Origin of the sequence: Micromonospora sp. CCTCC AA 2012012, assembly GCF_040499845.1 — a bacterium.
Taxonomy (GTDB): Bacteria; Actinomycetota; Actinomycetes; order Mycobacteriales; family Micromonosporaceae; genus Micromonospora; species Micromonospora mangrovi.
Window position 1 is genome coordinate 3,248,314 of record NZ_CP159342.1, and the last position, 16,134, is coordinate 3,264,447.

Genomic DNA, 16,134 nt, shown 5'->3' on the forward strand with positions numbered 1-16,134 from the left:
GTTGGACAGCGCCCTGCGCAACAACCTCACCTTCATCGCGGACCAGCGGCGCACCCCGGACGCCAACTCGGCGGCCCGCATCGCCAACCGGCAGGCGGTGGTCGACCTGATCCAGCAGCGCCGGATGGCGGCCGGCTGCGCCGGCACGGTGGACGTCGCCGGGGCGGTCTGCCCCAGCGTCCCGTGGGAGGCCGCGATGACCACCCAGCTCGACCTGGCGTGGGCGGTCACCGAGCAGATGACCGGTGAGCGGTCCGGGCAACTGGTCGATCCTCAGGCGACCGAGGTCCGGGTGAAACGGCTGGGTGGCATCTTCGGCGATCTCCGTGGCATCGCGCAGGGGGCGGCGGCAGCCGGGGCGGCGCAGGGCCGGGCCGGGGCGGCAGGCGGGGCCGGCGGTGCAGCCGCGGCGGCAGGCGGGGCCGGCAAGGCGGCCGGGATCATCAACGCCGTCGGTGGGTTGATCGGACAGATAGCCGGCATCGTCCAGGCGGCCAGGGCAGCCCGGGCGGCCGCCGCCGGCCAGCAGGGCGCCGCCGGCCAACAGGCAGCCGGGCAACAGGGCGGAGCGGGGCAGCAGGGTGCCGACGGGCAGCAGGGTGCCGATGGGCAACAGGCAGCCGGGCAACAGGGCGGAGCAGGGCAGCAGGGTGCCGACGGGCAGCAGGGCGCGGCGGGGCAGCAGGGTGCCGCCGGGGCCGACGGGCGGCAGGGTCGCGACGACGCGCAGGTCGGTGGAGAGCAGGCAGCCGACAATGCCCAGCAGGTGGGCGGTGGGAGCGGCCAGCAGGCGGCAGGCGGGCAGCAGGCAGGCAATGCCGGTGGTCGGATCGCCAATCGGATCCGGCAGATCCGGGCCCGCATCCAGCAGCTACGCGCCATCGCCCAGCAGGTCCGCGCCGCCCGTCAGGCGGCCCGCAACCAGGCCGCCCAGGGCCAGGGCCAGAGCAACGCGCAGAACCAGGGCAACGCGCAGGGTCGGGACGCGCAAAACCAAGGCGCCGGGCCGGCCGACGGCAACGCACAGGCCCAAGGCAACGCACAGGGCCAGGGCAACGCACAGGGCCAGGGCAACGGCAACGGCAACGGCAACGGGCAGGGTAATGGTCGGAGCGCTCAGGACGGGAGCATCGGCCAGGGCGCCGCAAACGACGAGGCCGGTGCCGGGAGCGGCGGAGCCGTCGTCGACGAGTCGGGTTCGGTCGACATGGTTGCCGACCCGAGTGTTCCTGGCTGCGGCCCCGCTCCCGCCGACCAGGCCGGGGCCGGCAACCAGCCGGGAGGCACCGGCGACACCAGCGCCGACCAGAGCGCCACGGGCCGCGGCAGCGCACCCACCGACATGGGCGCGAACGGCACCGCAGCTGACGGCACGGGGGCCGACGGCACGGCCGGCGAGAACGACGGCGGCATGATCGGCTCCGGCACCGTCAACAATTCCCCCACCGACTGACCCGACGCACACCACCGACGAAGGACCGAGCCTTCGCTGACCAAGATCCGCGCAGTTTCTGGGAAAGAGTGGCTTCCCGCCCCGAGGAGGGGCCTCTTTCCGGGAAACTGTGCGGATCTTGGCGCTCTCGCGCGGAGGTGAGCACGCGGGGTGGGGGCGCACAGGACAGGCGGAGAGGGTGCGCGGAGGGCGCGCACAGGCGCCCGGGGGCGCTCCAAGACGCGCAGGTCCACTGACCCGAGGCACACCACCGACGACGGCCCCAGCCCACTCCCAAGATCCGCGCAGTTTCCGGGAAAGAGTGGCTTCCCACCCGGAGAAGGGGCCTCTTTCCGGGAAACTGTGCGGATCTTGGCGCTCTCGCGCGGGGGTGAGCACGCGGGGTGGCGTGCGACGCAAGGAGGGGCGCACGGCACCGCGCCGGGGGGTGGACAGGACAGGCGGAGAGGGCGCGCACAGGACGCGGGGGGCGCACAGGGCAGGCGGGGAAGGCGCACGGCGTGCGCGGGGAGCGCCACAGGACAGGCGGGGAGGGCACGCAGGGGACGCGCGCGAGGGGGTGGGACCGGTGTGGGGTGGGTCAGACGAGGCCGGCGTCGCGCATGAGCTTCCACAGGCCGGCGCCATCCGGCGCGGAGAGCCACTTCTGCCCCACCGGCCCGGAGGAGGGCCGCCCGGCGGGCGCGGGGAGGCTACCGGCCAGCACCGCCTGGGTCGGGGAGAGCCGCCGGATCGCCACGCCGGCCACGTTGTCCGGGTGGGCGGCGGTGAACTCGCGGTAGATCTCCGGGTCGTGCTGCCCGTCGTCGCCGATCAGCAGCCACCGTACGTCGGGGAACTCCCGGGCCAGCCGGGCCAGGGTGGCCCGCTTGTGTTCCCGGCCGCTGCGGAACCAGCGGTCGGCGGTCGGGCCCCAGTCGGTCAGCAGCAGCGGCCCGGCCGGGTAGAGGTGCCGGGACAGGAAGCGGGTCAGCGTCGGCGCGACGTTCCACGCGCCGGTGGAGAGGTAGAAGACGGGTGCGCCGGGGTGCGCGGTGACCAGGCGTTCGTAGAGCACGGCCATGCCGGGTACGGCGTTGCGGGCGTGCTCGTCGAGGACGAAGGTGTTCCACGCGGCGAGCATCGGTCGGGGCAGCGCGGTGACCATGACCGTGTCGTCGATGTCGGAGAGGATGCCGAAGCGGACGTTCGGGTCGAGGATGCGGACGAGGGCCTCGACCGGTTCGGCGTCGGGGACGCTGAGGCGTACGGAGCCCCAGCCGGGGGCGAAGTCGGCCTCGATGACGGTGTCGACGAAGCCGCTGCGGTCGGCGGTGGCCTCGTGGCGTACGCCGCCGGCCTCGATGGTGACGGTGACGTGCTTGGCGGGCAGGGTGGCGAAGCTGCGCCAGCCGCGCACCTTGTCCAGCCGGCCCTGCTGTCGGGTGTCCGGCCGGCCGAGCAGCACCCGGCAGAGCACCCGCGCCCAGCCGGGGCCGCCGTAGCCGGCGTACGCGATGATGTTGGGCTGCCAACCGGTGCGCCGCAGCCGCCGTTCCACCAGGGCGTGGACGGCGTCCTCGATGCGCGCGGCCCGGTGCAGCTGCGGTACGGCGAGTTCTCCGGCGGGTGTCGGTGGCACGCTGCAACCCTGCCACACCCGGCCGTGCCCGGCCACGCGAGTGGGCTGCGCCGATCGACCGCGCCGCCCGCCGGCACCGTGACAGACTGCGGTCGCAGGCGACGACGGGGGCGTTGGTCGTGGCGACACCAGTGCGGCGTACGGCGCGACGGTGGCCGAGGTGTGACCGGCCGGCGCTCGTGGCGCTGCTGCTCGGGCTGGCCGGGGTGGGTTACCGGCTGGTCCTGACGCTGTTCACGCTGCCCACCTCGAACAGCGACGAGGCGACGTTCGGGCTGGCCGCGCTGCACATCGCCGCCGGTGGGGAGCGGCCGGTCTTCCTGTACGGCCAGCGTTACATGGGGATGTTGGAGTCCTATCTCGCGGCCCCGCTGGTCGGCCTGGCCGGGCCGAGCTGGCCGGTGCTGCGGCTGCCGCTGCTGGCGCTGTACGCGCTCTTCGTCTGGCTGACCTACCGGCTGACCCGCCGGCTCTTCTCCCCCTGGTTCGCCGCCTTCGTGGTGGGGCTGCTGGCGCTGGGCTCGGAGCGGGTGGTGCGGGACCAGCTCACCGTGGTGGGGGGCCGGCCGGAGGTGAAGCCGGCGGTGGTGGCGATGCTGCTCATCGCGGTGGGGCTGGCGGAGCGGCGGATCGGGCACCGCTTCCTGGCGACCGGCCTGTTCGGGCTGCTCGCCGGGATGGCGCTCTGGTCGGACTGGCTGATCGTGCCCTATCTGGCGGTGGCCGGGGTGGTGCTGGTCTGGGCGGCGCCCCGGGAGCTGGTGGGGTGGGCGGGGGTGCTGCTGGTGGCCGGGTTCCTGGTCGGCGTCGCACCGATGATCAAGGACAACCTGGTGGCCCCGGCGGGGCAGGACTCGCTCTCGGTGTTCCGTGAGATCAGCACCCGGGCGGGCGCGACGCCGGCCTGGTCGCAGCGGGTGCGTGGCGGGCTGCTGGAGGGGGTGCCGCTGGCCACCGGGCTCTGCCCGATGGACGGCTGCGCCCGGTGGCAGCAGTGGTTCGGCCTGCTCTACCCGCTGCTGCTGGCGGTGGCCGCCGCGCTCGGGCTGGTCGCGTACCGGCGGGCCGTCGACGGCGCCGGCCGGGTTCGGGCCGTCGCGCAACTCGCCCTGGTCGCCGGCGCGGGCCTGACCCTGCTGGCGTACGTCCGCAGTCCGCTCGCCGCGACCGACCCGCTGGGCAACTCCCGCTACCTGTCGGTGCTCCAGATCTCCCTGCCGGCGGTGCTCTGGCCGCTGTGGTCGGCGGCCCGGCGGGCCGGGCCGGGCGCGGCGGGCGCGGCGGGGCGGCTGGTCGGGGTGCTGGGGACGGCGGTGCTGGCCGCGCTGACCGCCACCGCGCTGGTGGTGACCGGGGCCTTCGTGGCCTCCGCCGGCTCGCTGCGCGCCGAGGAGGGGCGGGCCCGGGAGCTGGCCGCCGCGGTGCGTCGGGCCGGCCTGCGGGAGGTCTACACCGACTACTGGACCTGCCACCGGCTGATCTTCAACACCGGGGAGGCGGTGGTCTGCGGGGTGCTCGACGGCAACCTCACCCCCGGGCAGAACCGCTATCCGGCGTACTGGCGGCGGGTGGCGCGGGCGCAGCGGCCGGGGTACGTGCTGGCGGTCGGGTCGTCGGCGGAACGGGGCCTGCGGCGGCTGCTCGGTGACCGGGCCGACGCCGCCGTGGTGACCGAGGTGAGCGGCTATCGCGTGTACCACCCGGAGACGCCCGTGCGGCCGTGGCGCTGAGCCCGGGCCGTACGCTCTCCGGGTGCTCATCCTGCTGCCGCCCTCCGAGGGGAAGGCCGACGCCGGCACCGGCCGTCGCCTCGACCTGAACCGGCTCTCGCTGCCGGAGCTGAACCCGGCCCGGGACGAGGTGCTCTCCGCGCTGGTGGCGCTCAGCACCGGCCCGGACGCCGACGCCGCCCTGGCGGCGCTGGGGTTGAGCGAGGGGCAGCGCGGCGAGCTGCGGCGCAACGCGCGGCTGCGGGAGGCGGCCACCGCGCCGGCCGGGCGGATCTACACCGGGGTGCTCTACGAGGCGCTCGACCTGGCCTCGCTGCCGCCCGCGGCGGAGCGGCTGGCCCGCCGCTCGGTGCTGATCTCCTCCGGCCTCTGGGGCGCGGTACGCCTCACCGACCGCATCCCGCCCTACCGCTGCCCGGTCGGGGCACGGCTGCCCGGGGTGGGGGCGGTGTCGGCGTACTGGCGGCGGGCGCTGGGCCCGGCGATGGCGGCGGCGGCCGGCAGCGGCCCGGTGCTGGACCTGCGCTCCGGCGCGTACGCGGCGACCTGGGCGCCGCGCGGGGAGCTGGCCGGGCGCACGGTGACCGTCCGGGTGCTGCACGAGCGGGACGTCGACGGGGTGCCCACCCGGTCGGTGGTCAGCCACTTCAACAAGGCGACCAAGGGCCGGCTGGTGCGTGACCTGCTCACCTCCGGAGTCCGGCCACGCAGCGCGAACGCGCTGGTCGGCGCGTTGCGGGACCTGAAGTACCGGGTGGAGGAGCAGCCGACGGCGGCCGGCCGGCCCCGCCAGCTCGACGTCGTGGTGACCGAGCTGTAGGCGCAAATTTTGCTCAAGGCTGGCGCGCAGCGGTTTCCTCGCACCGGCGTACGGGCCACGGTTAGGGGGACCCCGTAGCCGAGGAGGAGCGGTCCGATGGCCCTCGACACCACCCCCCTGCTCGACCGGACCCGCCCGTCGCCCGCCCCGCCCCCGCTGGACTGGCTGACCCTGGCCGACGCCTTCGAGGTGGCCTGCCTGGTGCGCTGCACCCCGCCCCCGCCCACGGACGCCCGCTGGCCGACCGGCGGCACGTACCGGGGTGGGATCGCCGAGTTCAACCGGGAGGACGCGGCGCAGCGGATGCGGCAGCTGCTCGCCCGGCTGGACGTGCCGGTGGCGCACGAGACGACGACCGGTGGGCTGCGCCGCCGCTTCGAGCTGCACCGGCTGCACGTGCCCCGGGAGCACCGGGCGACGTACGCGACGCTGCTGGAGACCGGGTGGCGGCAGGGCCGCCGGGAGCTGCTGGGCGGGCCGGTGCCCGGCGCGTCCACCGCCCGCCGGGTGTGGCGGCCCCGGCTCGCCGCCGCGGCCTGGCGGGCCGCGCTGCTGGGCGGCGGGCGGCACGTCCGCCGGCACATCCTCGGCATCCGGCTCGCCGACCGGGAGCTGGCCGCGGTGCTGGTCCGCGGCGCGGCCCTGCTCGACGTCCCCACCGTGCTCCAGCCCGGCGCGGGCTGTTACGTGGTGAGCGTCGCCAACGGTCCGCACCGGGACCGGATCCTCGACAGCGCCACCCTCGCCCCCGCCCCGGCCTGCTGAGCCGCCCCGGCGCGCCGAACGGTGCGCCGAACGGGCCGGCGGGCTCCGCCGTCCGGTGGCTTGCGCGGCGGGCCCCGCACGGCGCACAGTGCAGCCCGTGAGTCGTGGCTGGTCTCCCCGCGGCCGGCGCCGGGCCGCCGGCCCGGTGGCGCTGCTGATGCTGCTGGTGGCCGCGCTCGGCGGGTGCCGGGACGAGCAGCACGAGCCGGTGCAGATCCGGATCGCCACCGGCAGCCCGACCGCCGTCTACCACGCCTTCGGGCAGTCGCTGGCGACGATCCTCAACCGGGAGCTGCCCGGGGTACGCGCCAGCGTGGTGGTCACCGCCGCGTCGGCGCAGAACGTCCGGCTGGTCGGCTCCGGCCAGGCGGAACTGGGGTTCACCCAGGCCGACGTGCTGCCGGCCACGCCCCCGGAGCACCCCGGCGTGCTCGCCGTGGCCCGCGTCTACGACGACCTGCTGCACCTGGTCACCGTCGCGGGCGGCCCGGTGCGTACGCTGGCCGACCTGCGCGGCCGGCGCGTCTCGGTGGGCGCGGAGGGCTCCGGCACCGAGGTCACCGCCACCCGGCTGCTGACCGTGGCCCGCCTCGACGGCGACCGGGTCGTGCAGGAACACCTCGGGTTGGACGACTCGGTCGCGGCGCTGCGCGCCGGCCGGATCGACGCGTTCTTCTTCTCCGGCGGCCTGCCGGTGCGCGGCGTCGACGAGCTGGTCGCCGCCACCGCGATCCGGATCGTCGACCTGGGCGAGTGGACCGAGCCGCTGCGCCGCCGCTACGGGGAGGTCTACGTGACCCGGGACGTACCCCGGTCGGTGTACGGGCTGGAACCGGTGAGCACCGTGGCGAACCCGAACTACCTGATCGTCCGCGCCGACCTGCCCGAGCCACTGGTCCGCGAGGTGACCCGGCTGCTGATGGACCGCCGGGCGGAGCTGGCCGCCGCGCACCCGGCGGCCGGCCGGATGAGTCCCCGCTCGGCGATCGTCACCACCCCGCTGCCGCTGCACCCGGGGGCGGCCGACTGGTACCGCTCGACGAAACCCTGACGTCAGTCCACGGGTGCCGGGGCGGCGGCCGGCTTCCGTGGGCCGGGCAGCTCGGCCGGTCCGCCGGACACGACCGGGTCGGGCGTGGGGAACCAGAGTTCGGCGACCAGGCCACGGGGCTCCTGCGAGCGCATGGTCAACCGGCCGTCCGAGGCGTCCACCAGCACCGCGACGATGGTCAGTCCCAGCCCGGCGCCGTCGACGTTCTGCACCTCCGGTGCCCGCCAGAACCGCTCGGTGGCCTGGTCGAGCTGGCTCGCGGTCATGCCCGGGCCGGTGTCCCGGACCGCCAGCGCCGTCCCGCCGTCGGCGGCGCGTACGGTCACCGTCACCTCGCCGGTGTCCCCGCTGAACTTCACCGCGTTGTCGATCAGCGCGTCGAGGGCCTGGTCGATGGCGGTGGGCACGGTCCGGGCGTACGCGGGGGCGTCGTCGGCGACCAGCCGGAGGGTGACCGCGCGGCGGCGGGCCAGCGGCTCCCAGGCGGCCACCCGGGAGGCGGCCACCGCGACCGCGTCCACGGTGACCCGCTGGTTCTCCTCCCGTTCGGCCCGGGCCAGGGTGAGCAGCGCGTCGAGCACCTTGGCCAGCCGGTCGGTCTCCTCCAGCGCCAGCTGGTGCTCGGCGCGCCCGTCCGCGTCGCTGAGGCTGGGCCCCAGCTCCTCCACCCGCAGCCGCAGCGCGGTGAGCGGGTTGCGCAGCTGGTGGCTGGCGTGCGCGACGAAGGCGCGTTGCCGGTCCATCACGTCGGAGACGACGTCGGCCATGTTGTTGAAGCTGGCCGCCAGCCGGCGCAGCTCGGGCGGGCCGAGCCGGGGCCGGACCCGGGCTCCCCGGTCGCCCTCGGCGATCTCGTGGGTCACCGCGTCCAGCTCGGTGACCGGCCGCAGCACCCAGCCGGCCAGGGCGAACGCGGTGGAGAGGCAGGCCGAGACGGCGATCAGCCCGATCACGGCGAGCAGCAGCCACCAGGCGGTGACGGTCCGCCGGACCTTGTCGGCGGGGGTGGCGGTGACCACGGCCCCGAGCACCTCGCCGCCGTCGTTGATCGGTACGGCCACCACCAGCGGACCGTCCACCCAGGGCCAGACCGAGTCCGGTCCGCTGAACTGCTGTCCGGCCAGCGCCGTGTCCAGCGCCGACTCGGTGCCCCGCCCCGGGCGCCAGCCGGTGGAGGCGACCACCGTACGACCGTCCCGGTCGACCACGGCGGCGCCGATGCCGTACAGGTCGTCGTAGGCGCCCAGCTCACCGGCGAGCGGGCCGGGCCCTCCGCCGCGCAGCGCCGGCCCGGCGAGCGAGGCGAAGCGGGTGGCGTCGGCGAGCCGGTCGGCGCGGACCCGGTCGGTCTCCCGGGACGTCAGGGTGGCGGCCAACGGCGTCTCCAACGCCAGGAGCACCAACACCATCAGCAGCAGATAGCTGATCACCAGCCGACGACGCACCCGGTCTCCTCACTCGCCGCGCAGCCGGTAGCCGACCCCGCGGACGGTCTCCACCAGGGTCGGGTCGCCGAGCTTGCCGCGCAGCGACCCCACGTGCACCTCGACGGTGTGCCGGTCCGCCCAGGTGGTGCCCCAGACGTCGAGCAGGATCCGGTCGCGCGGCACCGCCACCCCCGGCTGCCGGGCCAGCGACAGCAGGATGTCGAACTCCTTGCGGGTCAGCGTGACGGCCCGCCCCGACACGCTCACCAGCCGGCCGGCCACGTCGATCCGGACCAGCCCCGCCTCGATCAGGTTCCGCTCCGGCAGGGTGTGCGCCGCGCGCCGCAGCACCGCCTCGATCCGGGCCTGGAGCTCCACCATGGAGAACGGCTTCACCACGTAGTCGTCGGCGCCCAGCCGCAGGCCGAGCACCCGGTCGCGTTCCTCGCCCCGGGCGGTCACCGCGATGATGCCGAGCTGGCTGCTGCGCCTGCGCAGCTCACGGCAGAGGTCGGTGCCGTCGCCGTCGGGCAGGGTGAGGTCGAGCAGCACCAGGTCACAGGGGGCGGCCGACAGAGCGGCGGCGACGGTCGCGGCGTGCTCCACCTCGTAGCCGCGACGGGTCAGCGCGGACGACAGGGCGGCGGCCACCCGACGGTCGTCCTCGACCAGGAGGATCCGCACCCGCGCTCCCCGCTTCCCACTCGACACTGCCCACTCGACGCTGCCCACGAATGGTGGCAGAAGCGGCGGCGGAACGGGAGAGCCGGGCACCCGCCGACCCGGCCGGCGGGTCAGAGGCCGAAGACCTCGTCGGCGGTGGCGTCCCGCACCCCGTCGACGAAGCCCCGGAAACCGGGGTCGTCGTGGCTGGCCGGCACGCTGGTCACCGGCACCCCGGTCGCCTGCGTGACGGCGTCGACCAGGGGCGGGTAGTCGGTCTCCGCGTCGGCGAGGGTGTCGTCGTCCGCCTGGCCGAGATTGATCACGTGCTGGACGTCCTGGGTGGGGGTGTCCGGGTCGGTCGCCCACTCGCCGCCGGCCCGGTGGCACTCGTCGTAGACGGCCCGCTGGCCGTCGGTCCAGTCGTCGGCGTAGCTCTCCATGGCATCCCTCCACGGCCGGTTCCCACCCGAGCATGCCGGGTCCGGGGTCCGACCGGGCAGGTTCCGCCTACGCTGCGACGGTGATCTACAAGATTCTCCCCACCGACGAGTGGGAGCAGGCCCGGGCGGCCGGGCACTTCGCCGGCACCGCGCTGGACCGCCAGGACGGCTACCTGCACCTCTCCGGGCCGGACCAGGTGGTCGAGACGGCCCGCCGGCACTTCGCCGGCGTCGCCGGGCTGACCCTGCTCACCGTCGACCCGGACCGCCTCGGCGACACGCTGCGCTGGGAGCCGTCCCGGGACGGCGCGCTCTTCCCGCACCTGCACGGCGTACTCCCGGTCGCCGCCGTGGTGGCGGCGGAGGCGCTGCCGGCGGACACTCCGGCCGCCGACGCGGTGGCGGCGCTGCTGGCCTGAGGGGTCGCTATGCTACGCCGAGCCCGCGCGCGACGGTCCCGGCTCCGCCGGCCCGGCGGCGGGCGGTCCAGCCCTGCGGGGACCGGCCGGCACCCGGCGCGGTCCACCGCACGGCACCGACGGCGCGACGGCGCGCCCCGTGACGAGGCGAGTTGAACGATGACTGACACCAACGACCGGACCCCCTCGGTCTTCGTCCACCCGACCGCCGACGTGGAGTCCGGCGCCCAGGTCGGCGACGGCACCAAGGTCTGGCACCTGGCCCACGTCCGGTCCTCGGCCCGGATCGGCGCCGGCTGCGTCATCGGGCGCAACGTGTACGTCGACGCGGGCGTCAGCGTCGGCGACCTGGTGAAGATCCAGAACAACGTCTCCGTCTACCAGGGCGTCACCATCGAGGACGAGGTCTTCGTCGGCCCCTGCGCGGTCTTCACCAACGACTTCCGCCCGCGCGCCCAGAACCCGGACTGGACGATCACCCCGACCCTGGTCCGCCGGGGCGCCTCGATCGGCGCCAACGCCACCCTGGTCTGCGGCATCACCGTCGGCGAGTACGCCATGATCGCCGCCGGTTCGGTGGTCACGAAGGACGTCCAGCCGTACCAGCTGGTGGCCGGGAACCCGGCCCGGCCGAAGGGCTGGGTCGACGAGAAGGGCGAGGTCGTCTCCCGCGACGTCGACAACCCGCCGCACCGGGGCTGAGCACGCGGCGGGGGCGACGACCACCGGTCGTCGCCCCCGTCGGCAGGTACGCGCCCTCAGCGGCAGAGCCGGCCCAGCTCGTCCCGGAACCGGTCCATCGGGTTCGCCCCGGCCGGGCCGAGCAGGTATTCCTTCAGCTCCCGCCGGGCCCCGGTCATCGGGTCGTCGCCGGCCCGGGTGACCTCGAGGATCTTCGGCAGCTCCCCGCAGTCCGCGGAGAGCAGGTACGCCGCCCGCGCGGTCGGGAACTGCCGGCGGAACTCGTCCTCCGGCAGGCCGGCCGGGTTCGCCACCACGTACGGGCGCTGGCTCTGCACGAAGTCCGACACGACGCTGGAGACGTCGCTGACCAGCAGGTCGGTGGCGTTGAAGCAGTCGAAGAGCGCCGGCGTACGACCGGTCACCACCAGGTGCGCGGTGCCGTCCAGCGAGTGCGCGTCGGTCTCGCCACCGGCGGCGCGGATCCGGGCGACGATCCGCTCGTGCACCGCCCGGGCCTTCTTCGACCGGGTGCCGGTCAACGGGTGCGGCTTGTAGACCACCCGCACGCCACCGGCGGCCAGCAGCCCGCCCACGATCCGCTCCCCCATCAGCACCAGCGAGGTGTGGTACGGGTCGTCGTCGAGCCAGCCCTCCCAGGTGGGGGCGTAGAGCACGGTGAACGGGCGCTCGACGTGCTCCGCGCCGAAGGTGTGCACCCCGGCGAGCTGCGGCCGGCCGATCTCCACGATGTCCCGGTCGAGGACGCCCACGTCGGCGCGGGCGTACCGCTCCCGACCGGCCGGCCCGGCGACCCAGACCTCGTCGTACACCTTGCTGTAGGGGTTGACGCTGGCCTGCTTGTCGCTGTCGCCGTGCCCGACGAAGACGTGCTTCACGCCCGGCTCGCGCAGCAGGTGGATGTTCGCGCCGACGTTCGCCGCGTAGAGCGCGACCCGCAGCGGGCTCAGGTCCAGGTTCATGAAGTCGACGCCCGCCGGTACGCAGATCACCGGCAGCCGGGTGTCGGCCAGTTCGCGGAACGCCTCGGCCTCCCGGAGCAGCACCACCGCGCGGCGGCCGGCCGCCTCGACCGGGGCGAGCCACATGTTGGCCTGGTAGACGTCCTTCGCCGGGCCGGCGAAGTAGAGCGCCACCTCCGGGCGTTCCCGGGCCAGCCAGTCGTGCACGACGGGCAGCACACCCGGCGTCCGGCCCCGCCCGCGCCACCAGCCCAGCGCCAGCGCCGCCGCGACGACCAGCCCGGCGGCCAGGGTGACCAGCCCGGTCACCACCACCGGGGTGGCCCGGTCGACCAGCACGGCGACCACGGCCGCCGGCACCAGCAGCACGTTGAGCAGCGGCAGCCGCAGGCCGGCGAGGCGCTGCGCCCAGGCCGGCGCCGCGGGCGTGCGGCGCAGCGCGCCCAGGTCGATGTTGCGGGTGTACGCCGGGGTGGTGGCGCGCCGGTCGGTGACCTTGCCGAGGGCGGTGGTGCCGACCGCGACGGTCCAGAGGGCGGCCGGCAGCAGCAGGACCGCGATGATCGCGCCCACCGTCGGGCGGACCGCGCTGACGACCAGCAAGACGACGGAGAGGTCGCGCAGCAGGCGCCGCCAGACCAGCCCGAGGCCGGCCTTCTGGAGCAGTGCCGCGGTGGCCGCGTACCGGGTGGCGAGGGCCAGCTCACCGGCGATGACGACGGCGGCGGCGACCGCGAACGGGACCGCCTGACCGAGGACTCCGGTCAGGAGCATGATCCCGTAGCCGAGCAGCACCACGCCGACCGTGGCGACACCCTGCTGGCTTCGTACTCTGCTGAACAACGACACGCTCCCTGTCTGCCCACCGGTGTCGAGGGGGTCCGAAACCGGGCAAGCTGCGACCCTAGACGGGGCAGATGACCCAAGTATTGCCGGGGTGTCGGGCAGGTGAACGAAGAACGACGCTGCTCACGATGGGTGCCGGCGGGGCTGCGCAACGCAGCGGGCCCCGACCGTGACCGGCCGGGGCCCCCTGACGGGCGACGTGCTCAGCCGCCGATGACCACCCGACGGACGCCGGCCCAGCGGGCCGGGTCGGTGACCCGGCGACCGTCGACCAGCACCGTCACGCCCGGCAGGTCGGCCGGGGAGAGGTTGCGGTACTCGGCGTGGTCGGCCTGGATCACGGCCGCGCCGAGCGGCTCGCCGTCGTACCCGGGCAGACCGTGCGCGACCAGCTCCTCGTTGCTGTACATCGGGTCGGAGACGTACGGCTTCGCGCCCCGGGCGCGCAGCGCCTCGACGGTCGGGAAGACGCCCGAGAAGGCGGTCTCCTTCACCCCGCCCCGGTAGGCGGCGCCGAGCACCAGCACGCCGACGTCGGTCAGGTCGCCGTACGCGGCGGCGAGCAGGTCGACGGCGTAGTCCGGCATGGCGGCGTTGGCCTCGCGGGCCGACCGGACGACGGTGGCGGCCGGGTCGTTCCAGAGGTACATCCGCGGGTAGATCGGGATGCAGTGCCCGCCGACCGCGATGCCCGGCGAGTGGATGTGGCTGTACGGCTGGGTGTTGCACGCCTCGATCACCTTGGTGACGTCGACGCCCACGGTGTCGGCGAAGCGGGCGAACTGGTTCGCCAGACCGATGTTGACATCCCGGTAGGTGGTCTCGGCGAGCTTCGCCAGCTCCGACGCCTCGGCCGAACCCAGGTCCCAGACGCCGTTCGGGCGGTTCAGGTCGGGGCGCTCGTCGAAGTCCAGCACCGCCTCGTAGAAGCGCACGCCGTGCTCGGCGGACGCCTCGTCGATGCCGCCGACCAGCTTCGGGTAGCGGCGCAGGTCGGCGAAGACCCGGCCGGTCAGCACCCGCTCGGGGCTGAAGACCAGGTGGAAGTCCGTGCCGGCGGTGAGCCCGGAGCCCTGCTCCAGCATCGGGGCCCAGCGGCTGCGGGTGGTGCCGACCGGCAGGGTGGTCTCGTAGCTGACCAGGGTGCCCGGCCGGAGACCGGCGGCGATGGAGCGGGTGGCGTCGTCCATCCAGCCGAAGTCCGGCACGCCCTCGGCGTCCACGAAGAGCGGGACGACCACGACGACCGCCTCGGACTCGGCGACCGCGGCCGCCGTGTCGGTGGTGGCCGAGAAGAGCCCGGCGGCCACCACCTCCTTCAGCTTGACGTCCAGGTCCGCTTCACCGGGGAACGGCACGGCCCCGTCGTTGACCAGCTGCACCACCCGCTCGGAGACGTCGGCACCGATCACCCGGTGCCCCTTGCTGGCGAACTGCACGGCGAGCGGCAGACCGATCTTGCCCAGCGCCACGACGCAGATGTTCATGAGTACTACTTTCCTCCTAGCGGAAGCCGGCGCCGCAGGCGGGCCATCATTCGACGGAGCGTCACCGGGGAGACGGCGAACACCAGCTGACCTTTGTGATTTGTGGTGGCGGTGATCAGAAAGAGCTGGCCCGCCTCGCGGTGCAGCACCCGCTGCACCACCGGGGGCCGGGGACCGCGCAGCGGGGTGCCGTCGCCGGTGGTGCCGGCGACCCGCGCCCGCACCACCCGGTTGCCGCCCTCGGGGGCCAGCTCGGCGAGCAGGTCACGCACCCGGAAGGTGGCGTGCACGGTGGTGCCGACGGGGTCCTGGGTGAGCGGGCGCAGGATGCCCTCGACCTTGCCGGCGTGCAGCCCGAGCGCGCCGCCGACCAGCTCGGCGAGGTCGGGGCGGGGGCTGCGGGCGACCAGTCGGAGCACCCGCTCACCGGCGCCGTCGACCGTCCAGCCGATCGAGACCGCGTCCAGCCGGGCGAGCCAACGGGCGGCCGGGTTGGTCAGTTCGAACCACTCGTCGGTCAGGCCGGAGCGCGGGTCGCCGAAGCCCGGATAGACGGCGTACCAGCGGTCGTCCTGGAGCACCATCGGCGGCAGGCCCTCCTCGACGTCCTGCCGGATCACCGCGCGCAGGTCGGCCAGGGAGCCGTACGCGGCGGTGCCGATCCGGACCCGGGAGGTGACGTCGAGCTGGTCGCGGATCCGGTCGGTGAGGAAGTCCCGGGCCAGCGTGCCGACCCCGGCCCGGACCCGCTCCTGGACGTCCCGGTCGAGCTTGAGGAAGTCCGCCTTCAGCAGCTTGGCGATCTCCCAGGCGAAGTGCCGCCGGAGCACGGCGTCGCGCTGCTCCCCCGGTTCGAGCTGCGCGGCGACGAACCGGACGATCCGGTCCACGCAGTCGAGCCGGGCGACGTGGTCGCTGCGGTAGGTGATGTTGCCGGCGTTGAGCCGCTTGACCGCGTAGTAGTAGTCGTAGTCGGCGAGCACGGAGATCCGGCCGGCGCGCAGGCAGGCTTCGAGGGTGAACGGCTGGTCGCTGCCGACCGGCATGTCCTCCGGGAAGCGCAGACCGTACTTCTCCACCAGCTCCCGGCGGAACAGCTTGGTGTTGGAGAGCGAGAACGGCAGCGCCGAGGTGAAGAGGTCCACCTCGGTCCGGGTCTGGTCGAAGATCTCCTGGTGGATGTAGCGCTTGTTGACCCCGACCGTGCGGCCGAGCAGCACGTCCGAGCCCCAGCGGTCGGCGGCGTCCACCATCCGCTCCAGCGCCTCGCGGCCGAGGTGGTCGTCGGCGCCGATGAAGAAGACGTACCGGCCGGTGGCCTGGTCCAGGGCGCGGTTGCTCGGCGCGGCCGGCCCACCCGAGTTGGCCTGGTGCAGCACCTTCACCGTGCCCGGGTACGCCTCGGCGAAGCGGTCCAGTTCGGCGCCGCTGCCGTCGGTGGAACCGTCGTCCACCGCGACGACCTCCAGCCGGTCCCGACCGATGCTCTGCTCCACCAGGGAGGTGAGGCAGGTGGTCAGGTCCGGCATGGTGTTGTAGACCGCGACGACGACCGTCACGTCGGGCTGGGTCACGCCTCCGCCTTCCGCGCCGGTGAGTCCCCGCCGGTCCGGTTCTCGACCTGAGTGGCGACCCGTACCCGGGTGTCCACCCCTGCGGTCGTGCCGTCAGATCCCATTACCGCCCGTTCCGTCGAAGCCGGCACCGCCCTCGCGGACCCGAGCGAGTCTACGACAGGCGGTCGG

The 16,134-nt window shown here is 74.7% G+C and carries 14 protein-coding genes; 7 read left to right on the forward strand and 7 right to left on the reverse strand.

What is annotated here, in order from left to right; genetic code table 11:
- Position 1: 1 nt before the first annotated feature.
- A complete protein-coding gene (locus ABUL08_RS14080; RefSeq protein WP_350938210.1) occupies positions 2 to 1,453 on the forward strand; it encodes a hypothetical protein in 1,452 nt (483 codons plus the stop codon).
- 580 nt (positions 1,454 to 2,033) lie between these two features.
- Here the strand turns inward: ABUL08_RS14080 and ABUL08_RS14085 are convergent.
- The gene (locus ABUL08_RS14085; RefSeq protein WP_350938212.1) at positions 2,034 to 3,074 is read right to left on the reverse strand and encodes an App1 family protein; all 1,041 of its coding nucleotides are present in this window, start codon (positions 3,072 to 3,074) and stop codon (positions 2,034 to 2,036) included.
- Positions 3,075 to 3,193: 119 nt separating this feature from the next.
- Between ABUL08_RS14085 and ABUL08_RS14090 the strand changes: the two genes are divergently transcribed.
- From ABUL08_RS14090 to ABUL08_RS14105, 4 genes are all read left to right on the forward strand, one after another.
- The gene (locus ABUL08_RS14090; protein ID WP_458329395.1) at positions 3,194 to 4,804 is read left to right on the forward strand and encodes an ArnT family glycosyltransferase; all 1,611 of its coding nucleotides are present in this window, start codon (positions 3,194 to 3,196) and stop codon (positions 4,802 to 4,804) included.
- 22 nt (positions 4,805 to 4,826) lie between these two features.
- Positions 4,827 to 5,624 carry a peroxide stress protein YaaA gene (gene yaaA, locus ABUL08_RS14095; RefSeq protein WP_350938216.1) on the forward strand — a complete coding sequence of 266 codons (798 nt, stop codon included), beginning with the start codon at positions 4,827 to 4,829 and terminating at the stop codon, positions 5,622 to 5,624.
- Between the two features lie 96 nt (positions 5,625 to 5,720).
- The gene (locus tag ABUL08_RS14100; protein ID WP_350938218.1) at positions 5,721 to 6,389 is read left to right on the forward strand and encodes a hypothetical protein; all 669 of its coding nucleotides are present in this window, start codon (positions 5,721 to 5,723) and stop codon (positions 6,387 to 6,389) included.
- A 97-nt stretch (positions 6,390 to 6,486) separates the two neighbouring features.
- Positions 6,487 to 7,440, forward strand: coding sequence for a TAXI family TRAP transporter solute-binding subunit (locus ABUL08_RS14105; RefSeq protein ID WP_350938220.1), 954 nt, complete (start codon positions 6,487 to 6,489; stop codon positions 7,438 to 7,440).
- A 2-nt stretch (positions 7,441 to 7,442) separates the two neighbouring features.
- Here the strand turns inward: ABUL08_RS14105 and ABUL08_RS14110 are convergent, their stop codons facing one another.
- From ABUL08_RS14110 to ABUL08_RS14120, 3 genes are all read right to left on the reverse strand, one after another.
- The gene (locus tag ABUL08_RS14110) at positions 7,443 to 8,885 is read right to left on the reverse strand and encodes a sensor histidine kinase (RefSeq protein ID WP_350938222.1); all 1,443 of its coding nucleotides are present in this window, start codon (positions 8,883 to 8,885) and stop codon (positions 7,443 to 7,445) included.
- A gap of 9 nt (positions 8,886 to 8,894) precedes the next feature.
- Positions 8,895 to 9,551 (reverse strand): response regulator transcription factor, encoded by a 657-nt coding sequence (locus ABUL08_RS14115; protein ID WP_350938224.1) that lies wholly within the window; start codon positions 9,549 to 9,551, stop codon positions 8,895 to 8,897.
- A 110-nt stretch (positions 9,552 to 9,661) separates the two neighbouring features.
- Positions 9,662 to 9,973, reverse strand: coding sequence for a hypothetical protein (locus tag ABUL08_RS14120; RefSeq protein ID WP_350938227.1), 312 nt, complete (start codon positions 9,971 to 9,973; stop codon positions 9,662 to 9,664).
- Between the two features lie 80 nt (positions 9,974 to 10,053).
- Here ABUL08_RS14120 and ABUL08_RS14125 point away from each other — a divergent pair, with 80 nt between their 5' ends.
- Both ABUL08_RS14125 and ABUL08_RS14130 read left to right on the forward strand, forming a co-directional pair.
- Positions 10,054 to 10,392 carry a DUF952 domain-containing protein gene (locus tag ABUL08_RS14125; RefSeq protein ID WP_350938229.1) on the forward strand — a complete coding sequence of 113 codons (339 nt, stop codon included), beginning with the start codon at positions 10,054 to 10,056 and terminating at the stop codon, positions 10,390 to 10,392.
- A gap of 159 nt (positions 10,393 to 10,551) precedes the next feature.
- The gene (locus ABUL08_RS14130) at positions 10,552 to 11,094 is read left to right on the forward strand and encodes an acyltransferase (protein ID WP_350938231.1); all 543 of its coding nucleotides are present in this window, start codon (positions 10,552 to 10,554) and stop codon (positions 11,092 to 11,094) included.
- Positions 11,095 to 11,150: 56 nt separating this feature from the next.
- On the opposite strand, the gene ABUL08_RS14135 is transcribed toward ABUL08_RS14130, so the two are convergent.
- The 3 genes from ABUL08_RS14135 to ABUL08_RS14145 form a co-directional block, all read right to left on the reverse strand.
- Entirely contained in the window at positions 11,151 to 12,899 is a 1,749-nt protein-coding gene (locus ABUL08_RS14135) for a CDP-glycerol glycerophosphotransferase family protein (RefSeq protein ID WP_350938233.1), read from the reverse strand.
- 206 nt (positions 12,900 to 13,105) lie between these two features.
- Positions 13,106 to 14,389, reverse strand: coding sequence for a nucleotide sugar dehydrogenase (locus ABUL08_RS14140; protein WP_350938235.1), 1,284 nt, complete (start codon positions 14,387 to 14,389; stop codon positions 13,106 to 13,108).
- 5 nt (positions 14,390 to 14,394) lie between these two features.
- Positions 14,395 to 15,963, reverse strand: coding sequence for a glycosyltransferase family 2 protein (locus tag ABUL08_RS14145; protein WP_350938238.1), 1,569 nt, complete (start codon positions 15,961 to 15,963; stop codon positions 14,395 to 14,397).
- Between the last annotated feature and the right edge of the window lie 171 nt (positions 15,964 to 16,134).